Origin of the sequence: Phenylobacterium sp., from assembly GCF_030651755.1 — a bacterium.
GTDB lineage: Bacteria > Pseudomonadota > Alphaproteobacteria > Caulobacterales > Caulobacteraceae > Phenylobacterium.
Window position 1 is genome coordinate 1 of the sequence record NZ_JAUSBZ010000113.1, and the last position, 21209, is coordinate 21209.

18 protein-coding genes are annotated in these 21209 nt (G+C 67.7%); 7 read left to right on the top strand and 11 right to left on the bottom strand.

Annotated features, from left to right (window positions below; all coding sequences use genetic code 11):
- The coding region (locus Q7V15_RS10505; RefSeq protein WP_304755512.1) for an enoyl-CoA hydratase-related protein at positions 1-689 on the top strand (689 nt) is incomplete at its 5' end.
- 13 nt (positions 690-702) lie between these two features.
- Here Q7V15_RS10505 and Q7V15_RS10510 read toward each other — a convergent pair.
- The 3 genes from Q7V15_RS10510 to Q7V15_RS10520 all read right to left on the bottom strand — a co-directional run bounded on the left by Q7V15_RS10510 (position 703) and on the right by Q7V15_RS10520 (position 3830).
- Positions 703-1896, bottom strand: coding sequence for a pentapeptide repeat-containing protein (locus Q7V15_RS10510; protein WP_304755513.1), 1194 nt, complete (start codon positions 1894-1896; stop codon positions 703-705).
- Positions 1897-1973: 77 nt separating this feature from the next.
- Complete coding sequence (locus Q7V15_RS10515; RefSeq protein ID WP_304755514.1) at positions 1974-2663, bottom strand: CHAP domain-containing protein; 690 nt, start codon at positions 2661-2663, stop codon at positions 1974-1976.
- 69 nt (positions 2664-2732) lie between these two features.
- Complete coding sequence (locus Q7V15_RS10520) at positions 2733-3830, bottom strand: acyltransferase (RefSeq protein ID WP_304755515.1); 1098 nt, start codon at positions 3828-3830, stop codon at positions 2733-2735.
- A gap of 145 nt (positions 3831-3975) precedes the next feature.
- Between Q7V15_RS10520 and Q7V15_RS10525 the strand changes: the two genes are divergently transcribed.
- Both Q7V15_RS10525 and Q7V15_RS10530 read left to right on the top strand, forming a co-directional pair.
- Positions 3976-4806 carry a TerC family protein gene (locus tag Q7V15_RS10525; RefSeq protein ID WP_304755516.1) on the top strand — a complete coding sequence of 277 codons (831 nt, stop codon included), beginning with the start codon at positions 3976-3978 and terminating at the stop codon, positions 4804-4806.
- Positions 4807-4946: 140 nt separating this feature from the next.
- Positions 4947-6599 carry an MDR family MFS transporter gene (locus Q7V15_RS10530; protein WP_304755517.1) on the top strand — a complete coding sequence of 551 codons (1653 nt, stop codon included), beginning with the start codon at positions 4947-4949 and terminating at the stop codon, positions 6597-6599.
- 66 nt (positions 6600-6665) lie between these two features.
- Here the strand turns inward: Q7V15_RS10530 and Q7V15_RS10535 are convergent, their stop codons facing one another.
- Together Q7V15_RS10535 and Q7V15_RS10540 are read right to left on the bottom strand one after the other, a co-directional pair.
- Complete coding sequence (locus Q7V15_RS10535; RefSeq protein WP_304755518.1) at positions 6666-7433, bottom strand: Crp/Fnr family transcriptional regulator; 768 nt, start codon at positions 7431-7433, stop codon at positions 6666-6668.
- Between the two features lie 119 nt (positions 7434-7552).
- The gene (locus Q7V15_RS10540; RefSeq protein WP_304755519.1) at positions 7553-9715 is read right to left on the bottom strand and encodes a primosomal protein N'; all 2163 of its coding nucleotides are present in this window, start codon (positions 9713-9715) and stop codon (positions 7553-7555) included.
- A gap of 93 nt (positions 9716-9808) precedes the next feature.
- Between Q7V15_RS10540 and fsa the strand changes: the two genes are divergently transcribed.
- The 4 genes from fsa to Q7V15_RS10560 are packed head-to-tail and all read left to right on the top strand — an operon-like array spanning position 9809 to position 12592.
- Positions 9809-10462, top strand: a complete 654-nt coding sequence (gene fsa / locus Q7V15_RS10545) for a fructose-6-phosphate aldolase (RefSeq protein WP_304755520.1) — start codon at positions 9809-9811, stop codon at positions 10460-10462.
- Positions 10463-10476: 14 nt separating this feature from the next.
- Positions 10477-11163: a DUF484 family protein gene (locus tag Q7V15_RS10550; protein ID WP_304755521.1), complete on the top strand. Its 687-nt coding sequence runs from the start codon at positions 10477-10479 to the stop codon at positions 11161-11163.
- Entirely contained in the window at positions 11160-12095 is a 936-nt protein-coding gene (locus Q7V15_RS10555) for a tyrosine recombinase XerC (protein ID WP_370689802.1), read from the top strand. The genes Q7V15_RS10550 and Q7V15_RS10555 overlap by 4 nt, the downstream gene beginning before the upstream one ends.
- Complete coding sequence (locus Q7V15_RS10560) at positions 12092-12592, top strand: GNAT family N-acetyltransferase (protein WP_304755522.1); 501 nt, start codon at positions 12092-12094, stop codon at positions 12590-12592. Before Q7V15_RS10555 ends, Q7V15_RS10560 begins: the two co-directional genes overlap by 4 nt.
- A gap of 34 nt (positions 12593-12626) precedes the next feature.
- Here Q7V15_RS10560 and lpdA read toward each other — a convergent pair whose 3' ends face one another.
- The 6 genes from lpdA to Q7V15_RS10590 form a co-directional block, all read right to left on the bottom strand.
- Positions 12627-14027: a dihydrolipoyl dehydrogenase gene (lpdA, locus tag Q7V15_RS10565; RefSeq protein WP_304755523.1), complete on the bottom strand. Its 1401-nt coding sequence runs from the start codon at positions 14025-14027 to the stop codon at positions 12627-12629.
- A 72-nt stretch (positions 14028-14099) separates the two neighbouring features.
- Positions 14100-15317, bottom strand: a complete 1218-nt coding sequence (odhB, locus tag Q7V15_RS10570) for a 2-oxoglutarate dehydrogenase complex dihydrolipoyllysine-residue succinyltransferase (RefSeq protein WP_304755524.1) — start codon at positions 15315-15317, stop codon at positions 14100-14102.
- Between the two features lie 46 nt (positions 15318-15363).
- Entirely contained in the window at positions 15364-18315 is a 2952-nt protein-coding gene (locus Q7V15_RS10575) for a 2-oxoglutarate dehydrogenase E1 component (protein WP_304755525.1), read from the bottom strand.
- Positions 18316-18391: 76 nt separating this feature from the next.
- A complete protein-coding gene (gene sucD, locus Q7V15_RS10580) occupies positions 18392-19270 on the bottom strand; it encodes a succinate--CoA ligase subunit alpha (RefSeq protein WP_304755526.1) in 879 nt (292 codons plus the stop codon).
- Positions 19270-20469, bottom strand: a complete 1200-nt coding sequence (sucC, locus tag Q7V15_RS10585) for an ADP-forming succinate--CoA ligase subunit beta (protein WP_304755527.1) — start codon at positions 20467-20469, stop codon at positions 19270-19272. Before sucC ends, sucD begins: the two co-directional genes overlap by 1 nt.
- Before the next feature lie 127 nt (positions 20470-20596).
- Positions 20597-21163 carry a DUF2306 domain-containing protein gene (locus Q7V15_RS10590; RefSeq protein ID WP_304755528.1) on the bottom strand — a complete coding sequence of 189 codons (567 nt, stop codon included), beginning with the start codon at positions 21161-21163 and terminating at the stop codon, positions 20597-20599.
- Positions 21164-21209: the final 46 nt, after the last annotated feature.

Sequence of the window (21209 nt, forward strand, 5' to 3'; positions counted from 1 at the left end):
TTTCCTCCACCGGCAAGCACTTCTCCGCCGGCATGGACCTGGCGGTGTTCGGCGGCGGCGGCACCTCGGCGGCCGACGCCGGCGCGGCGCCCGACCGTTTCGTCGCCGCCGAGGGCCAGCGCCATCATGTGCGCTGGCTGCAGGACTGCTTCTCCTGCCTGGACGAGGCCCGCATGCCGGTTCTGGTCGCCATCCAGGGGGGCTGTATCGGCGGGGCGGTGGACATGACCAGCGCCTGCGACATCCGCTACGCCACCGAGGACGCCTTCTTCTGCGTGCAGGAGATCAATATCGGCATGACCGCCGATGTCGGCACCTTCCCGCGACTGTGCAAGCTGATCCCTGAAGGCTGGGTCCGCGAGCTGGCCTATACCGGACGGCGTCTGCCGGCCCAGAAGGCCAAGGAGATCGGTCTGGTCAACGAGGTCTTCCCGACCCAGGAGGCCCTGCTCGACCATGTCATGGCCACGGCCCGGGAGATCGCCGAGAAGTCGCCCCTGGCGGTCACCGGGTCCAAGGTGATGATCAACTACGCCCGGGACCACACCATCGCCGATGGGCTGGACTATATCGCCGTCTGGCAGACGGGCATGTTCGCCGGTTCGCACATGGGCGAGGCCTTCAAGGCCAAGGCCGAGAAGCGCCCGGCCGACTTCCCCGACCTGCGCCCCCTGCGCCACGAGATGTAGGCGGGCCTGACCCCTACAGGATCAGTTCGGCGCCCCGCAGATCGGCCCCGGTCAGCTTGGCGCCGGACAGGTCGGCCTCAAGGAAGCGGGCGCGGGGCGCCTGGGCGCCGCTGAGGTCGGCATAGCGCAGGATCGCCCGGTTCAGGTCGGTGCGGATCAGGCGACCCTCCCCCAGCGCCAGGGGGCCGAGTTTGGCGTCGCGAAGATCGGCGCGGATCAGGCTGGAGCCGGTCAGCCGCGCACCGCGGAGGTCGGCGCCCCGCAGGTCGGCCTTGCGCAGGTCGCAGTCGGACAGGTCGGCGCCCTGTAGCTGGACGCCGCGCATGTCCATGCCGAAGAAGATGGCGCCCGGGGCCGGCAGGCCGCTGAGGCGCCGGGCCCTGAGATGGCGCAGGGACCTGAAGTCGGCGCCCTCCAGCCGGGCGGCCGCGCCCTTGGCGCCGTGACTGTCGCAATAGGCTTCGTGGTCGTCGACGATCTCCCGCAGGGGCTGGTCGTCCACATAGAAGACCGTGGCCGGGGCCTTGAGCACCTCGCTCAGATCGACCCCATTGAGTCCGGCGGCCGACAGATTGGCCCCGGCGACCACCGCGCCCCGGAGGGACGCCCCACTGAGATCGGCGCCGTCAAGCTGAGCGCCAGAGAGATCAGCCCCGTCAAGGCGGGCGCCGACCAGCCGGGCGCCGACCAATATGGCGCCGGTCAGGCTGGCGTCGGTGCAGTCGACCGCGGTCATGATGTCGATGAGATTGGCGCCCTCGGCGACGGCGTATTCCAGGTTTCCGGCCCGGGCCTCCGGCGCCAGCACCCGAAAGCCGTCGGCTCGGGTCTGCATGGCGATACAGCCCTCGCGGAGATCACAGCCCGACAGGTCAGCCCCCGACAGGTTGGCCCCCCGCAGGCTCGATCCGCGCAGGTCAGCCTGGGGCAGACGCGCCCCGCGAAGGTCGGCGTCTCGCAGGTCAGCCCCGAACAGATTGGCCCGGCTCAGATCGGCGCCCGCCAGGATCGCCCCGCACAGGCGCGCCCCCGTCAGGTCGGCTTCGGCCAAAAGGGCGCCTTCCAGGTTCCAGTCGGCCCGGTCGGCGCGCACCAGATCGGCCCGCCGCCCCCCCGCCAGCCCCTGAGCGAAGCGGGCATGGGCGGACAATATCGCACGGAGTTGTGCGGCGGTCTGGGGACGCAGATGAGAGGCGGGACTTGCCATGGACGACCTTTGGATGAGGCCGACAAGGTGGTCCCGAGCCGTTTAAGGAAGGGTTGTCCGCAGCCCCTGCAGCCAAACTAATCCTGGCTGTCACCCGCCGAGGCGCCGCCCTGGCCGGCGGCCTGAAGAAGAGCGGCGATACGGTCGGTGGCGTCGGCCGCCTGGCTCAGCATCTGCAGGGGACCAGAGCCTGGGCGCACAGCGGCGACCATCTGATTGGCGGCGGACTGGGCCACCGTCACTGCGGTGTTCTGGGCGGTGGTGAAGCCGGTCCGGGTCAGGGTCGAGGCCGTGGCGTCCTGATAGATGAAGCCGTGGACGGGATAGGTGGTCGAGCCGAGATCGCCGACCGAGTCGTACCAGACCTTGACCTGGGTCCAGTCGCCCTTGGGGGAGACGTCAATCACGGTGACGTCGCGCTCAATCTGACCACGGCTCCCATTGATCCGCGACCAGTTGGCGTGGCTGATCTGGATGACCCGATCGGTCAGCACCTGGCTGACCACGGCGACGTGGCCCAGGCGCATGGCGCCGGTGGGCTTGAAACAGAGGACCGCGCCAGCCTGGGGGGTGTTGCCCGTATCGTACTTGCCGGCGGCCTGTTTCCACCATGTCCAGGCGTCGCCGAAGATCTGCACCCCGGAGATCATCCGGGCGAACGGCACGCACTGCCAGTAGGTGTCCGCAAAGGCGGAGCTGACAGGGGCAAGCGCCATAACCGCCGCAGCCGTCATGGAACCAAGGACCAGGCGTGTCCGTTTCATCATGTTGGGCGTAACTCCCCGACGCGAACTGGCGTTAGGGATAGTTTCTCACGCCGCGAATGAAAAGAGGGTTTATGCGCCTGCGACCTTCGGCGCCCGCCCATTCCACAGCTCCGCCCACAGCTTCATGCGTCCGCGGGCTGGCTTCTCGATCAGATGATAGGAGAGCGCCGCCAGTGGAACCACGCCTATCAGCAGCACCAGCCACAGGCCTAGGGGCAACTGGCCACCTTCAAGCTTAAGCAGACTCGCGGCGCCGTTCGCGAATACAATCTTCCACGGCACGCAGACCATGTAGATCGAATAGCTGATCTCACCCAGATAGATCAGGATGGGGGCGCACAGGACCTGGGAGCCCGCCTGCGCCAGTCGGGCGAGGTAGAAGATCAGGGCGGCCGTCGACAGGACGATGAGGGTGTCGGACAGGCCCGCGGCGGCCGCAAACAGGGCGGCGGCGCCCGAAATAGCGGCGCCGGTGAGGGCGCTGCGTCTCCCGCCGCCCGCCCGTTCCCGCCAAAGGCTATGCAGGGCGCAGCCCAGGGCGAAGCAGGGGACGATGCGCAGGGCGCCCCAGCGGATGGTGGCCAGGGTCAGGGGATGACCGGCCAGGGCTTCGAATCCGGCATAGAGCAGCGCCATGAAGACCGCCGCCAGGGTCACCGCCACCAGGGGCCGGGACTTCAGGGCCAGGGCCGCCCAGGCGAAAAGGGGGAAGGTCAGGTAGGCGAACCACTCGGCCGAGATGGACCAGGACGGATGGTTCCAGCCGGCCACCGGCGCAAGACCCCAGGCCTGGACCAGCAGCAGGTTGGCCGGCAGGGATTCCCAAGACAGGATGTTGGGATCGACGGCGAAGCCGGCCGCGCCGGCGGCGGCCGCCAGCACGCCCATGCCAATCAATGTGGCCAGGTGCAGAGGATAGATCCGGGCCAGCCTGGCCCAGAGGAAGTTTCCATAGGCGAAGCGGCCGGTCTCCACCTCGCTGCGATAGACGTGGCAGAGGATGAAGCCGGACAGGATGAAGAACAGCTCCACCCCCAGATACCCCTTGGCCACGAACAGGGGGGTCGTCGCCGTCGCCAGGGCTGGCCAGTAGTGAAATAGCACCACCCAGAAGGCCGCGAAGAACCGCAGCGAGGTCAGAGGATGGATCTGTTGAGCGTCGGTCATTGGCCTTCGGACTCTCGGGCGGCGGCGGACTTGAAAACGGCTTTCAGCGCCCAGTCTGGCCCCAGAAGCCTCACCATCGCGTTAGCGCTGCGACCGATCCTGCAATCGTCTAAGGCTGGCGGTCTCATCCTGGAGAATCACGCCGATGGACTCGCTCCTCGTCCTGCTCACCGACCCTGTCGCCTGGGCCGCCCTCATCGCCCTGATCGTGATGGAGGTCGTGCTTGGCATCGACAACCTGGTCTTCATCTCAATCCTCTCGAACAAGCTGCCCGAGCACCAGCGGAGCCGGGCGCGCAAGATCGGCATCGCCCTGGCCCTGATCATGCGCCTGGGCCTGCTGTCGACCCTGGCCTTCCTGGTCGGCATGACCCAGACGGTGTTCAGTATCCCCCTCGAGGGTCCCCCGGACCCGGTGCATGGCATGCCCATGTTCGAGATGGACTTCTCCTGGCGCGACCTCATCCTGATCGCCGGGGGGCTCTTCCTGGTCTGGAAGGCGACCACCGAAATCCACGAGAAGGTCGATCCCGAAGCCACCCACGGGCTGATGGATGTGAAGGCGCCGGTGGTGGCCAACTTCTCGTCGGTGATCGTTCAGATCCTGCTGCTGGACCTGGTCTTCTCCATCGATTCCATCCTGACCGCGGTGGGCATGACCGATCACCTGCCGATCATGGTGGTCGCGGTGGTGTTCGCCGTCGGCGTCATGCTGCTGGCCGCCGATCCCCTGGCGGAGTTCATCGACTCCAACCCCACCGTGGTCATGCTGGCCCTGGGATTCCTGCTGATGATCGGGGCCACCCTGATCGCCGACGGCTTCGGCTTCCATGTGCCCAAAGGCTACATCTACGCCGCCATGGCCTTCTCGGGACTGGTGGAAGGGTTGAACATCTTCGCCCGCCGGGCGGCCCGGCGGAAAAATCAGGCCCGCGCATTGGAGCATGCATCGCCGGCCGGTTCTGATAACCTCTGAGCATTAATCCCGTCCCGGGGCGTCGCAGGACGCTTCCGGGGCGGACTCAGACATTTTCAAGACCTGTGATGGGTGACGCGCTTGCGTCGCGCAGAAGCAGATAATTGGCGGCGCTCGAACGTCGCTTTGGAAACGCCGCGTTGCAAGAGCCCCAAGTCTTTGACGAGGCTGATCGCCGCCTCACGCTCATTTCGGTCCTGATCGTCTTCCTGCTGAGCGCCATGAGCCAGACCGTGGTGGCGACAGCCATGCCGCGGATCGTCTCGGACCTGTCAGGCCTCCATCTCTATGCCTGGGCCACCACCGCCTATCTGCTGGCCTCGACGGTGATGGTGCCCATCTGGGGCAAGCTCGGCGACATCTATGGGCGCAAACCGATCCTGTTGATCGGCATCGGCGTCTTCCTGAGCGGGTCATGGCTGGCGGGTCTGGCCGGGGAGTTCGGCGACCTGCCCCTGCTGGGCGGCGGCATGATCCAGCTGATCACCGCCCGCGCCATACAGGGTGTCGGCGGCGGCGCCTTGTTCACCATCGCCTTCGCCATCATCGCCGATCTCTACGCCCCGCGGGAGCGAGCCCAGTTCTCCGGCCTGTTCGGCGCTGTCTTTGGGGTGGCCAGCATCTTTGGCCCGGTCATCGGCGGCTTCTTCACCGACCACGGGACGGTGACCCTGGGCGGTCATGTCATCGAGGGGTGGCGCTGGGTCTTCTATGTGAATGTGCCCTTCGCCCTGGCGGCGGTGGCGATGATCCTGGTGAAGATGCCGGCCCTGCCGCCCCGGGGGGAAGGGCGGATCGACTATGCCGGAGCGGCCCTGATCGTCGTGGGCTTCACAACCCTGCTCCTGGCCATCACCTGGGGGGGCCAGGCCTATGGCTGGGGCTCACCCATGATCCTGGGCCTGCTGGCGACGGCGGCGATCTCCCTCAGCGCCTTCATCGCCGTGCAGAGCCGGGTGCGCGATCCGATCCTGCCCCTGGACCTGTTCAGGAACCGCACCTTCAACACCGCCAACGGGGCGGCCTTCATCTATTCCATGGCCTTCATGGGGGTGACGTCCTTCCTGCCCCTTTACATGCAGGTGGGCCAGGGCGTCCCGGCCACCCGCAGCGGCCTGACCATGCTGGCCCTGATGGTCGGCCTGGTGGCCTCATCCACCCTCAACGGCCGCCTGGTGACAAAGACCGGGATCTACAAGCCCTTCATGATCGGCGGCGGCGCCGTTCTGATCCTCGGGGTCTTCACCCTCTGTTTCATCGGTCCGGACACCAGCACCCTTGATCTGGCCTGGCGGCTGCTGATCGTCGGCATCGGCCTGGGGCCTGGGCAGAGCCTGTTTGGCCTGGCGGTGCAGAACGCCGTGCCCATGCACCAGCTGGGTGTGGCCACCAGTTCAGGCCAGTTCGTCCGCCAGATCGGCTCGACCATGGGGGTCGCCCTGTTCGGCGCCATCCTCACCTGGGGGCTGACCGCCGAGCTTGGCCGGCAGTCGGCCGCCAACCCCGCCCTGCAGATGGAATCCCTGGAGCTGTCCGACCTGCAGCGGATGGCCATGGAACGGGACGCCGATCCGGGCCTCGCCGAGGCCCGGGCCGCTGATCCGGCCTCTGCGGCGGCCGACCAGGTCATCCGCGAGAGCCTGTCGCGCGCCGTCGTCTACGGAATCATCTTCAGCCTGGCGGTGCTGCTGATCGGCTTCGTGCTGATGCTGATGATCCCGGCGACCCGCCTGAAGGAGCGCGAGATCGCGCCGCTGGCCGCCGCCGAGGAGGCCAAGGCCGGCGCGCCCTAGCGCGTTCCCATAAGTCGGAGCCGGTTATCGGAACGCGCTCTAACCTTGGGACTTAGCATGGTGCGATCAGCTCTCGGCGACCTCGGGCAAGAGCAGGCTGAAGTGGTCCTCGACCGCCTGGTAGCACTCGCAACAGGCCTCCTCGAGCCCGTCCCGGTCGAGCACCTCCACATGGCCGTGGTGCTGACGGATCAGCCCCCGATGCTCAAGGGTCTTGGCCACGCCCGAAACCGTGGTCCGCTGCACCCCCAGCATCTCGGCCAGGCTCTGCTGGGTGAGGCGGATGATGTCGGTGTCCGAGCGGTCGTGGGTTGTCAGAAGCCAGCGACAGGCCCGCTGCTCCACCGGATGCAGGGCGTTGCACACCACAGACTGCATGACCTGGGCGAGCAGGGCGTCGGCATAGCGGGAGAAGAGGTCGGCGATCTCCGGCCGACGGCGCTTGGCCGCCTCCAGCTGCTCGGTGGCGATCACCAGGACCGGACCGGCGATCTGCACCACGGCGCGGCCATAGGCCGGCTTGTGGCCAGAACTGACGATGCCGCCGGCGGCCCCTTCGCGGCCGATGCTGGCGGCCTCCACCTCGCGCCCGTCCCGGGTCACCAGCTGCAGGGAGATGATCGCCGAACGGGTCGGAAAGTGGGTGAGATCTACATCGTCGCCGGGTTCGAACAGCACGCGCCCCCGCTCAAGGTTCAGCTGTCGGATGTGCGGGGCGATATCCTGCAAAACCGCGCCCGGCAGGGCGGCGAGCAGGCGGTTGGCCCGCAGCGCGGTGGTGTCGGAGAGCCCGGCATAGGCGCGGGGATCGGATGATGACTGACCCATGGACATGGGAAGGAAACGCCTCAAACGGCACGAGGTGACAGGGAAGCTTCACAGAAGGCCCTACAGCCTCGCGCCGGCCGAGTCCGTCGGGCGCCCGACTATTGGTGGCTGGCCGGGGGCCTGATCTACAGAAAGCTGTAGGGGTCGACATCGATCACCACCCGGACGGACCCAGGCGGTTTCACCCGGGCGCGCCAGGCGGCCAGATAGGCCGACAGATCCACGGTGCGGTCGGCCCGCACCAGGAAGCGCTTGCGTCGCCGACCGCGGACCAGGGACAGGGGGGCATCGGCCGGGCCATAGACCTCCAGTCCTTCGGCGTTTGGGGCCGCCGCCGCCATCTCGCGGACGAAGGCTTCAAGGGCCTGGGGGTTCTCGCTGGAGACGATGACCGCGCCCAGGCGGCCAAAGGGCGGCAGGCCAGCCAGCTCCCGCTCGGCCATTTCGGCGGCGACAAAGGCGTCCCGGTCCTGGGCGGCCAGGGCCTGCATCACCGCGTGATCGGGGGCGTAGGTCTGGACCAGCGCCCGGCCTGGCCGGTCGTGACGGCCCGCCCGCCCCGTGGCCTGGGCCAGCAGCTGATAGGTCCGCTCGGCGGCCCGAAGGTCGCCGCCCTTCAAGCCAAGATCTGCGTCCACCACGCCGACCAGGGTCAGGTTGGGGAAGTTGTGACCCTTTGCCGCAGCCTGGGTGGCCACCAGGATGTCGATCTCGCCGGCGGCCATGGACTCCACCAGCCGGCGGGCGGCCTGGGCGTCGAACACGGTGTCCGAGGAGAACACCGCCACCCGGGCCTCGGGGAACAGGGCGCGGGCCTCCTCCTCCACCCGCTCCACCCCCGGCCCCACCGAGACCAGGCTGTCGAGGGCGCCACAGTGAGGGCAGGCCTTGGGCTTGGGCATGGAGAAGCCGGTGAGGTGGCAGACCAGCCGGCCGGTATAGCGGTGCTCCACCAGCCAGGAATCGGTGTCGGGCGCCGTCAACCGCTCGCCGCAGGCCCGGCACAACACCAGCGGCGCATAGCCGCGCCGGTTGAGGAACAGGAGGGCCTGCTCCCCCCGCGCCAGGGTCTCCCCCACAGCGGCCGCCAGGGGGGGCGAGAGCCAGCGGCCATGCTCCAGGGCGACCTCCCGCAGGTCGATCAGGTCGATCTGCGGCAGGACCGCCGCGCCGTGGCGGGCCGAGAGCCGCAGCCAGCGATAGCGGCCGGTCTCGGCGTTGCGCAGGGACTCCAGGGAGGGCGTGGCCGAAGCCAGCACGACGGCGGCGGCCTCCATCTTGCCCCGCACCACCGCCAGGTCCCTCGCCTGATAGATGAAGCCCTCCTCCTGCTTGAAGGAGGTGTCGTGCTCCTCGTCGACCACGATCAATTTCAAGTTCACAAACGGCAGAAACAGGGCCGAGCGGGCGCCCACGACGATGGGGCAGGCGCCGGTGGCCACAGCCTCCCAGACCCGGCGCCGTGCCGGCGGGGCGACGCCGGAATGCCACTCGGCGGGCAGGACCCCGAACCGTTCGGCGAAGCGGGATAGCACCGCCTGGGTGAGCGCGATCTCCGGCAGCAGCACCAGGACCTGGGCGGCCGGGTCGGCGGCCAGGACGGCGGCGACCGCCTCCAGATAGACCTCGGTCTTGCCCGAGCCGGTCACCCCGTCCAACAGGGCGACATTGAAGCCCCCCTCGCCGATCATGGCGCTCAGGGCCTGGGCGGCGGCGGCCTGGCTGGGATTGAGCGGGCTCCGGGACCGGGAAAGGTCCGGCGCCGGGAAGGCGACCGGGGCCGGCGCCAGGCGCACCGCCAGAACGCCCTCGTCAATCAGCCCCTTGACCACGCCGGCCGACACCGCGGCCTGACGGGCAAGGTCTGCCGGGGCGCCGGAAAACCCCTCAAGGGCCCCCATCACCTTCGCCCGGGCCGGGGTCATGCGGGGGACCGCAACGCCCGTGGGGACCACCTGTTTTTCCGGCCGGGCCTTGGGCGCGCGGGCGCCGCGCAGGGCGATGGCGAGGGGTTGTCCGGGCGCGTCCACCGCATAGCGGGCCGCCCACTGGACAAACTCCAGGGTCCTCGCGGGCAAAGGCGGATCGTCCAGGCGCGACTCCAGGGGTTTCAACGGCCGGTTGCCGCCGACCGCGTCCCGCAGGGCGGTCACCACCCCGCACAAGGTGCGGGGACCCAGCGGGGCGGCCACCTGGTCGCCGACCTCCAGACCCATGCCTTCGGGCTCGGCATAGTCGAAGGCTTCCGGCAGGGGCATGGGCAGCAGGACCGAGGCGATACGGCTCATGACCGGCGCGCCTCAGCTGTCATCAAGCCAGGGTGGCGAGGACCGGTCGCAGCGGCTAAACACCGCCATTCACTGCGCAGGGAGGCCCAGGCCATGCAGATCTTTCTCGACACCACCGACACGGCCGTCCTGAAGGACCTGGCCTCTACAGGCCTGGTGGACGGCGTCACCACCAATCCGTCGCTGATCGCCAAGTCGGGCCGTCCCATGCTGGAGGTCATCGCTGAGATTTGCGACCTCGTCGAGGGTCCCGTCAGCGCCGAGGTCGCCGCTGTCGAGACCGAGGCCATGCTGGCCGAGGGCCGCAAGCTGGCCGGCGTCGCCCCCAATGTCGTGGTCAAGGTGCCTCTGACCCGGGCCGGCCTGACCGCGACAGGCGTATTCACCCGCGAGGGCATCCAGACCAATGTCACCCTGTGCTTCTCCGCCGCCCAGGCCCTGATGGCCGCCAAGGCCGGCGCGACCTATATCTCGCCCTTCATCGGCCGCCTGGACGACCATGGCGCCGACGGCATGGACCTGATCGCCGAGATCCGCGCCATCTATGACAACTACGACTTCGACACCGAAATCCTCGCCGCCTCGATCCGCACCACCGCCCATGTGACCGCCTCGGCCCTGATGGGCGCCGACTGCGCCACCATCCCGCCGGCGGTCTTCCTCGACCTGTTCAAGCACCCGTTAACCGAGAAGGGTCTTGATCAGTTCATGAGCGACTGGGCCAAGACCGGCCAGTCGATCCTCTAGAGGGACGTGGACGCATGGACGGGACGAGCATCGATGGGGCGATGAGCGCCCACGAGGCCCAGGATGCGGTTCGCCGCTTCCTGCTGGAGAATCCTGCGGTCCTGCTGGACGATCCGGAGCTGTTGCGGCAGCTCGGCCTCCAGACCCTGCCGGAGAACGTCGTGGCCTTCGGGCCCGCGGCCCTGGCCCGGGTCCATGCGGCCCATCGCAAGGAATCCGCCGTCCGCCGACAGCTGGAATCCACCGCACGGGCCAATTTCGCCGCCCAGGCCCACACCCATGGGGCGGTCATCGACCTCCTCGAGGCCCGCAACCACGCCGATCTCGCCCGGCGGGTCGACGACCTGGCCCAGCTGCGGTTTGCGCTGAGCTGCGGCGCGCTCGCCCTGGAGGGGCCTGAGCGCACCCCCGCTGGCTGGAAGCCCCTGGTCGAGGGGCAGGTGGACATGATCCTGGGCGGTCACCAGAAGCTGACCCGCATGGGCTTCTGGGCGCCGGCGCTCGGCCTGTTCGGGGACCGGGCCGGTGAGGTGAAATCCATGGCCATCGTGCGTCTGGCCATGTGGGAGCCGGCCCGGGAAGGGCTGGTGGCCTTCGGCTCCACGGACCCGAAGGGGTTCACAGAGGATATGGGCGCCGAGCTTGTGGCCTTCCTGGCCCGGGTGATCGAGCGCACGGCGGAGCGTTGGCCGGTCCTTTGAGCCCCCTGAGCGCCCAGGCGCCCGTCGCCGAGGCCGTACAGGCCTGGCTGGCCTATCTGACCCAGGAACGCCGCGCCTCCCTACGGACCGTGGAGTCCTATGGGGCGGCCGGGCGGCGCTATGTGGCCTTCCTTCAACAGCACAGGGGGGGCGGCCTCGTCGTGGCCGATCTGGCCGGGGTGGAGACCGCCGAACTGCGCGCCTGGCTCGCCCATCTGCGCCAGGGCGACCATCCGCTCGCCCCCCGATCCCTGTCCCAGGCGCTTTCGGCGGTGCGCGGCTTTCACCGGTACCTGGATCGGCGGCTGGGGGTGGCCAACGCCGCCGTCACCCTGGTCCGCGGGCCAAGGATCAAGCCCGGCGCCCCGCGCCCGGTCACCGAGGATCAGGCCCGCGGCATGATCGCCGAGCCGGGCCTGGACCCCGATCGCGAGGACTGGGAGGCCAGCCGGGACGCCGCGGTCCTGACCCTGCTCTATGGCTGCGGCCTGCGGATCTCCGAAGCCCTGTCCCTCAGGCGCGCCGACGCCCCCCTGGGCGAGGGACTGCGGATCACGGGGAAGGGCGGCAAGACACGCCTCGTTCCGGTTCTGCCGGCGGTGGCCGAAGCCGTGGCGGCCTATCTGGACGACCAGCCCTTTGTCCTCGCGCCGGAAGACGCGCTCTTTCGGGCCAAGCGTGGCGGGCCCCTCAGCCCGCGGCATGTCCAGGCCACCGTCCAGGTCCTGCGAGGACGGCTCGGCCTTCCGGCCAGCGCGACGCCGCACGCCCTGCGGCATTCTTTCGCGACTCACCTCCTGGGCGCCGGCGCCGATTTGCGTTCGATCCAGGAACTGTTAGGCCACGCCTCGCTTTCCACCACCCAGCGCTACACCGCGGTGGACGCCGAGCGTCTGCTCGCCGTCTATTCGAAGGCCCATCCCCACGCATGACCTGCCCAGTCCGACTTCGCCCCGTGACGTCCGGTGATCTGCCGATCTTTTTCGAGCAGCAGCGGGACCCCACCGCCAACCGCATGGCGGCCTTTGGCGCGGCCGATCCCGAGGACCGGAGCGCCTTCATGGCCCGTTGGGACGGGCTGTTGAAGACCCCGGGTGTGACCGCCAAGACCATTGAGGTGGCGGGGGACGTGGCGGGCCATATCATCAACCACACCACCGCCGGCTCGCCGTCCATCTCCTACTGGGTCGGCAAGCCCTGGTGGGGACAGGGGGTCGCCACCAGGGCCCTGATCGCCTTCCTCGAGAAGATCAGCACCCGCCCCATCCAGGCCCGGGTGGCCAAGGACAATATCGCTTCGCTCAAGGTGCTGCAGCACGCCGGCTTCATCATCCGCGGCCAGGACAAGGCCTTCGCCCCCGGCCGGGGCGAAGAGGTCGAGGAATATGTGATGGTGCTGGAGCCCGAACCGCTCGCCCAGGCGGGCTGAGCGGGTCGGACCACCTTAGCCTTCGGAACGCCCTTTAGGACTGCATCGTCCAGCCCTCGACGCCCATGGCGGCCTGGCGGCCGGCTTCCGAACGGGTGGGGTGGGGATGGCTGGTGCGGGCGATGTCCTCGCTGGCGGCCTTGAAGGTCATGGCCACGCAGTATTCGCCGATCATCTCGCCGGCCTGGGGGCCGACAATGTGGACGCCGAGGATCTCATCGGTCTTGGCGTCGGCCAGGATCTTGGCGAAGCCGTCGGTCTCGTGGTTGATCTTAGCGCGGCTGTTGGCGGTGAAGGGGAACTTGCCGACCTTGTAGGCGACGCCCGCCTCCTTCAGCTGCTCCTCGGTCTTGCCGACCCAGGCCACTTCCGGGGCCGTATAGACCACGCTGGGCACCAGATTGTAGTCCACGTGACCCGCCTTGCCGGCGATCAGCTCGATGCAGGCCACGGCGTCTTCCTCGGCCTTGTGGGCCAGCATGGGCCCGTGGATGGCGTCGCCAATGGCCCAGACGCCGGGCGCCGAGGTCTTGAAGTGGTCGGTCTCTATGACGCCGCGCTTGTCAGTGGTGACGCCGACGCTCTCCAGCCCCAGGCCTTCGGTGTAGGGGCGACGGCCGATGGCCACCAGGACGTAGTCGGCCTCCAGGGTTTCGGCCTCGCCGCCGGCCACGGGCTCCACGGTCAGCTTGACCCCGGACTTGGAGGTTTCCGCGCCGGTCACCTTGGCGCCCAGCTTGAAGACGATGCCCTGCTTGGTCAGGGACCGCTGGAAGGTCTTGGCCGTCTCGGTGTCCATGCCGGGCGTAATGCGGTCCAGAAACTCCACCACGGTCACCTCGGCGCCCAGGCGGCGCCAGACCGAGCCCAGCTCCAGGCCGATGATGCCGGCGCCGACCACGATCAGCTTCTTGGGCACCTCAGGCAGGGACAGGGCGCCGGTGGAATCGACGATGCGCTTCTGGTCGATGGTCACGCCCGGCAGGGGGGTGGGCTCGGACCCGGTGGCGATGACGATGTGCTTGGCTTCGAGCGTCTGGACCGAACCGTCGGCGCCGGTGACCTCGACCTTGCCTGGGCCGGTGATCTTGCCGGCGCCCTTGATCCAGTCGGCCTTGTTCTTCTTGAACAGGAATTCGATGCCCTTGGTCAGCTGGGTCACGGAGTCGGCCTTCTGGGCCATCATCTGCGACAGGTTCAGCTTCGGCTTCACCTCGATGCCGAGGGTGGCGAATTCCTTGCCCATGGCCGCGTCATACAGCTCCGAGGCGTGCAGCAGCGCCTTGGACGGCATGCAGCCGACATTCAGGCAGGTGCCCCCCAGGGTCTCACGCTTCTCGACGCAGGCCACCTTCAGCCCCAGCTGGCCGGCGCGGATGGCCGCATTGTATCCGCCGGGGCCGCCCCCGATGATGACGACGTCGTATTGGGACATGGGACTGCAATCCGTAGGTCAGAGGGTCTTAAGAGCCGAAAAGGGCGCGGTTCCCCGCGCCCCAGGCTGTCTTTAGAGGTCCAGCAGCAGGCGCTGGGGATCTTCGATGGCGTCCTTGACCTTGACCAGGAAGGTCACCGCGCCCTGGCCGTCGACCACCCGGTGGTCGTAGGACAGCGCCAGATACATCATCGGGCGGACCACCACCTGGCCCTTCACGACCATCGGACGCTCCTGGATCTTGTGCATGCCCAGGATGCCCGACTGCGGCGCATTGAGGATCGGCGTCGACATCAGCGAGCCATAGACCCCGCCATTGGAGATGGTGAAGGTGCCGCCCTGCAGGTCGTCCAGGGCCAGCTGGCCGTCGCGGGCCTTCTTGCCCATGGCGCCGATGGCCTTTTCGACCCCGGCCAGGCTCATCTCGTCGGCGTCACGGATGACCGGGACCACCAGGCCCTTCTCGGTGCCGACCGCCACGCCGATGTCGTAGTGGTTCTTGTAGATGATGTCCTGGCCGTCGATCTCGGCATTGACGTCGGGCACCTGCTTCAGGGCCGCGATACAGGCCTTCACGAAGAAGCTCATAAAGCCCAGGCGCACCCCGTGGCGCTTCTCGAACACGTCCTTGTATTCGGTGCGCAGGGCCATGACCGCGCTCATATCCACCTCGTTGAAGGTGGTCAGCATGGCGGCGTTGTTCTGCGCCTCCTTCAGGCGACGCGCGATGGTCTGGCGCAGGCGGGTCATGCGGACCCGCTCCTCGCGCTCGTGCAGTTCACGCGGCGCGGCCGGGGCGGCGGCCGGCGCAGGCGCGTTGGCCCGGGCCTCAAGGGCCGCGATGGCGTCGCCCTTGGTCACCCGGCCGTCCTTGCCCGAGCCGCCGACCTTGGAGAGGTCGAGGCTGTTTTCGGTGGCGATCCGCTGGGCCGAAGGGGCTGCGGGCTTGGGGGCGTCGGCCTTGGGGGCGGGCGCTTCGGCCTTGGGCGCCTCGGCCGTGGGTTCCGGCTTGGCTTCGGCCTTGGGGGCTTCAGCCTTGGCCGGGGCGGCGGCGGCGCCTTCGGACATCTTGCCCAGCACCGTGCCCGGCTCGACCGTGTCGCCTTCGCCGGCCAGAATCTCGCTCAGCACCCCATCGGCCGGGGCGGCGACTTCCAGGCTGACCTTGTCGGTCTCCAGCTCCACCAGGATCTCGTCCTTACGGACGGCATCGCCCGCCTTCTTGGTCCAGCGCGCCACCGTCGCCTCGGTGACGGACTCGCCCAGGGCGGGGGTCATGATGTCGGCCATAGTGGTAGATTCCTGTTCTTATTCAGTTCTTTAGACGGAACGACGCCTAGGCGAAGGCTTCGTTGAGGAAGGTTTCAAGCTCGGCCAAATGACGGCTCATCTGGCCCGCAGCCGTCGAGGCCGAGGCGGGGCGGCCCACATAGCGGGCGCGACGGGACTGGACGTCCAGGCGCTCAAGGGTCAGCTCCAGCCACGGATCGACGAAGGTCCAGCCGCCCATATTCTTGGGCTCTTCCTGGCACCAGACCAGTTCGGCGTCCTTGAAGCGCTTGAGCTCATTGGACAGGGACTTCACCGGCCAGGGATAGAACTGCTCCAGGCGCAGGATGTAGACATCGTTGATCCCCTTGGCTTCGCGCGCCTCCAGCAGGTCGTAATAGACCTTGCCCGAGCACAGGATGACCCGGCGGATCTTGTCATCGGGGACCAGGGCGACGGAGGTGTTCTCGCCGCGCTCGGCGTCGTCCAGCAGCACCCGGTGGAAGGACGAGCCCTCCGACATGTCGGTGAGGCGCGAAACCGCCTTCTTGTGACGCAGCAGGCTCTTGGGCGTCATCAGGATCAGCGGCTTGCGGAACTCCCGCAGCAGCTGGCGGCGCAGGATGTGGAAATAGTTGGCCGGGGTGGTGCAGTTGGCCACCTGCATATTGTCCTCGGCGCAGGACTGCAGGAACCGCTCGAGCCTGGCCGACGAGTGCTCCGGCCCCTGGCCCTCATAGCCATGGGGCAGAAGCATGACGAGGCCGCTCATCCGCAGCCACTTGCGTTCGCCAGACGAGATGAACTGGTCGATGACCACCTGGGCGCCGTTGGTGAAGTCCCCGAACTGGGCCTCCCACAGGGTCAGCGTCCGGGGCTCGGCCAGGGAGAAACCGTACTCGAAGCCCAGCACCGCCTCTTCCGAAAGCGCCGAATCCAGCACCTCGAAATGGGCCTGATTGGGCGAGAGGTTGCGCAAGGGGAAGTAGGCGTCCTCGGTCTTCTGGTCGATCAGTGCCGAATGGCGCTGGGTGAAGGTGCCGCGCACGCTGTCCTGGCCCGACAGGCGGACCGGATAGCCCTCGTCCAGGAGGGTGGCGAAGGCCAGGTGCTCGGCGGTGGCCCAGTCCAGGCCCTCGCCGCTCTCGATGGCGTCACGGCGGGTCTGCAAGACCCGGGCGACGGTCTTGTGAACGCTGATCCGTTCCGGCGCGGCGGTGATCTTGCGGCCCAGATCAAGGAGCTTCTGCAGGGGGACGGCGGTGTCCCCGCGGCGATCCTCGGTGGTGGGCAGGGTCAGGCCCGACCACTTGCCGTCCAGCCAGTCGGCCTTGTTGGCCTTGTAGTCCTTGCCGGCGTCGAATTCCTTGTCGAGGAAGTCGGCGAACTCGGCGATCCAGCCATCCACGTCTTCAGGCGTCACCACCTTCTCGTCGATCAGGCGCTTGGTGTAGATCTCGCGGGTCGACGGGTGGCCCTTGATCTTGGCGTACATCAGGGGCTGGGTCATCGTCGGGTCGTCACCCTCGTTGTGACCGAACCGGCGATAGCAGAACATGTCGATGACCACGTCCTTGCCAAACTGCTGGCGGAACTCGGTGGCCACCTTGGCGGCGAAGACCACGGCCTCGGGATCGTCCCCGTTCACGTGGAAGATCGGCGCCTCAACCATCAGGGCGACGTCCGAAGGATAGGGTGAGGAGCGGCTGTTCTTCGGGCTGGTGGTGAAGCCGATCTGGTTGTTGACGATGAAGTGGATCGAGCCGCCGACTCCATACCCCTTGAGGCCGGACAGGGCGAAACACTCGGCCACCACGCCCTGGCCGGCGAAGGCCGCATCCCCGTGCAGCAGCAGGGGCAGGACATGGTTGCGGCCGGCGTCTGGATTTTCGCGCAGGGTGAAGGCCTGCTTGGCCCGGGCCTTGCCGATCACCACCGGATTGACGATCTCCAGGTGGCTGGGATTGGCGGTCAGCGACAGGTGGACGGAGTTGCCGTCGAACTCCCGGTCCGACGAGGCGCCCAGGTGATACTTGACGTCGCCGGAGCCCTCGATGTCGGTGGGCAGGGACGAGCCGCCCTGGAATTCATGGAAGATCACCTGGTAGGGCTTGCCCATCACCGCGGCCAGGACGTTCAGGCGGCCCCGGTGGGGCATGCCCAGGACGATGTCACGGACGCCCAGCGCCCCGCCGCGCTTGATGATCTGCTCGAGGGCCGGGACCATGGCCTCGCCCCCGTCCAGGCCGAAGCGCTTGGTGCCGGGGAAGCGGCGGTGCAGGAAGCGCTCGAAGCCCTCGGCCTCGATCAGCTTCTTGAGAATGGCCACCTTGCCCCTCTCGGTGAACTCGATCTCCTTGTCGCGCCCCACGATCCGCTCCTGCATCCAGGCCTTCTGGTGCGGATCGGAGATGTGCATGTACTGCACGCCCAGGTCGCCGCAGTAGGTGCGCCGCAGGATGTCGAGGATCTCGCGGACGGTGGAGGTCTCAAGACCCAGCACATAGTCCAGGAAGATCGGGCGGTCGTAGTCGGACTCCGAGAAGCCGTAAGAGGCCGGATCCAGCTCGCTGGCGTCGCCGGGCACGATGGCGATGCCCAGGGGATCGAGATTGGCCCGCAGATGCCCGCGCATCCGGTAGGCCCGGATCATCATGATGGCGCGCAGGGAATCCAGGGTGGCGGCGCGGACCTCGTCAGTCGAGGCGGCCGGCGCGCGATCGGCGACCTTTTTTTCCAGTTTGGCCTCGACCGCGGGCCAGAGGCCGTCCAGGGCCGAGAGCCAGTCAGGGCGCGCAGGCTGCGCGTCGGGGCGGACCCAGCCGGGTCTGGCCGCGGCGGCCTTGATCTCCTCGGCGCGCTCATGCAGCGAGGCGAAAAAGGCCTGCCAGGAGGGGTCGACGGCGTCCGGCTTCTGCGCCCACTGGGCGTAGAGGTCTTCTACGAAGGCCAGATTGCCGCCGTAGAGGAATGAGGTCTCAGCGAGCACCTCGTTGATCAAACCTGCGTCGTCCGCCATGCTTCCGCTTCCAGACGGTCCGCGAAGCTACTTGGTGAGAGGAGCCGACGGCGGACCGCCATACGCTTTGATTGTGTCAGGCGCCCTTGAGCACCTGGAGCAGGGTTTCGCCGAGTTTCGCCGGAGAAGGCGAGACGCGGATGCCCGCATCTTCCATCGCCGCGATCTTGTCCTCGGCACCGCCCTTGCCGCCCGAAATGATTGCGCCCGCGTGACCCATACGCCGTCCCGGAGGGGCGGTGCGTCCCGCGATGAATCCGACCATAGGCTTCTTCTTTGGTGAATTCTTGATGAATTCAGCCGCCGCTTCCTCGGCTGCGCCGCCGATCTCGCCGATCATGATGATCGACTCGGTCTCGTCGTCGTCGAGGAACATCTGAAGCACGTCGATGAACTCGGTGCCCTTGACCGGGTCGCCGCCGATGCCGACAGCCGTGGTCTGGCCCAAGCCCACCTGAGTGGTCTGAAACACAGCTTCGTAGGTAAGCGTGCCGGAGCGGGAGACAACACCCACCGAGCCGCGCTTGAAGATATTTCCCGGCATGATGCCGATCTTGCACTCGTCCGGGGTCAGGACGCCCGGGCAGTTGGGACCGATCAGGCGGGACTTGGAGCCCGACAGGGCGCGCTTGACCTTGACCATGTCGGCCACCGGGATGCCCTCGGTGATACAGATGATCAGGGGAATCTCGGCCTGGATGGCTTCCAGGATCGAGTCCGCGGCGAACGGCGGCGGGACATAGATCACGCTGGCCTCGGCGCCGGTCTCGCGAACCGCCTCGCCAACGGTGTCGAACACCGGCAGGCCGATATGGGTCGTACCGCCCTTACCGGGGGTCACGCCGCCGACCATCTTGGTGCCGTAGGCGATGGCCTGTTCGGAGTGGAAGGTGCCCTGGCTGCCGGTGATGCCCTGGCAGATGACGCGGGTTTCTTTACCGATGAGGATGGACATTAAGCGGCTTCCCGAACGGCCTTGACGATCTTTTCTGCGCCGTCCGACAGATCATTGGCGGACACGACGTTCAGGCCGCTCTCGGAGATGATCTTCTTGCCGAGCTCGACATTGGTGCCTTCCAGGCGAACCACCAGGGGCACCTGCAGGCCGACTTCCTTCACCGCCTCGACCACGCCCTCGGCGATGATGTCGCAGCGCATGATGCCGCCGAAGATATTGACCAGGATCCCCTTCACGCTGGGATCGGCGGTGATGATCTTGAAGGCCGCGATGACCTTTTCCTTGGTGGCGCCGCCGCCCACGTCGAGGAAGTTGGCCGGCTCGGCGCCGTAGAGCTTGATGATGTCCATGGTCGCCATGGCCAGGCCGGCGCCATTGACCATGCAGCCGATCTCGCCATCCAGGGCGATGTAGGAAAGGTCGTACTTGGACGCCTCGATTTCCTTGTCGTCCTCTTCGCTGGTGTCGCGCAGCGCCACGATGTCGGGATGGCGGTAGAGCGCGTTGCCGTCGAAGCTGACCTTGGCGTCCAGCACCCGCAGATGATCGTCAGCGGTGACGATCAGCGGGTTGATCTCGAGCATCTCCATGTCCTTGGCGACGAAGGCGCCATAGAGCTGGCCGAGCAGGGTGGCGGCCTCCTTGGCCAGACCGCCGGTCAGGCCCAGCGACTTGGCCAGGTTTCGCCCATGGTGCGGGAAGACGCCGGTGGCCGGGTCGATGGAGAAGCTGATGATCTTTTCAGGGGTGGAGGCGGCGACCTCTTCGATGTCCATGCCGCCTTCGGTGGAGGCGACCACCGAGACGCGGCTGGTGTCGCGGTCGACCAGCAGGGAGAGGTAGAGCTCCCGGGCGATGGCCGCGCCTTCCTCGATATAGAGGCGGTTGACCTGCTTGCCCTTGGGGCCCGTCTGATGGGTCACCAGCACCCGGCCGAGCATCTCTTCGGCGTTGGACTTGACCTCTGCGGCCGACTTGACCACCCGGACCCCGCCCTTGGCGTCGGGACCGAGGCCCTCGAAGCGGCCCTTGCCGCGTCCGCCGGCGTGAATCTGGGATTTGACGACCCAGACCGGGCCTCCCAGCTTCTCGGCGGCCTGGGCGGCCTCTTCGACGGTGTGGGCGGCGAAGCCGCGCGGGACCGCCACGCCGAACTCTGCGAGGACGGCTTTGGCTTGATGCTCGTGAATGTTCATGAGGCCGCGATATGTCGCTGAAATCGTCTCGCCCAGACCGGCGAGTTCTCGGGCTTATAGGCGCCGCCTTTCAGCGTGGCAACCCGCTAACCCGACGTAACGGCCTAACCAAAGTGACGCGTACCAACTAGCCAAAGAATAGGTCCCACATGGTGCGCCCGGGAATGAAGGTGAAGGCCAGATTGACGGCGAAGGCGCCGTAGAACAGACCCATCATCGCCCGCCGGTGGCGGGTCACGTCGCGGCGCCTGGCCCACATCACCGCCAGGGGCAGGATGATCAGGGTCCAGCCGGTGAACAGGTGGATCAGCGACCAGCGTCCGGGGCTCAGACTGGTGATGAACAGGGTCGAGACCGCCGTCGTCATCACCAGCGCCACCCAGATCCAGCCTGCGGTCCTATGGAACATCCGCCCCTTGCGCGCCGCCATCAGCACCGCGCCGAGCCCCAGGGCGGCCAGAGCGGTGTAGAGATGGATCCTGACCACCGGCGACAGACTGGCCAGCACGGCGAAATCCGGCGCGTGGGGCCGCGCCGCGGCAAGTTCTCGCCAGATGGCGGGCCAGATCCCCCACATGGCGCCGGCCAGGACCGCCAGCACCACCGCCATGCTCAGCGCGAAGCCCCGGCCAAAGGTCCAGGCGCCAACGGGGCGGCGCGTTTGGCGGACGGCGTCTTGCGGGGCGAGCGACATCGGTTATCTCCTGGGGCGGCGGGCTGGCCGCGATCTGGGGGAGACA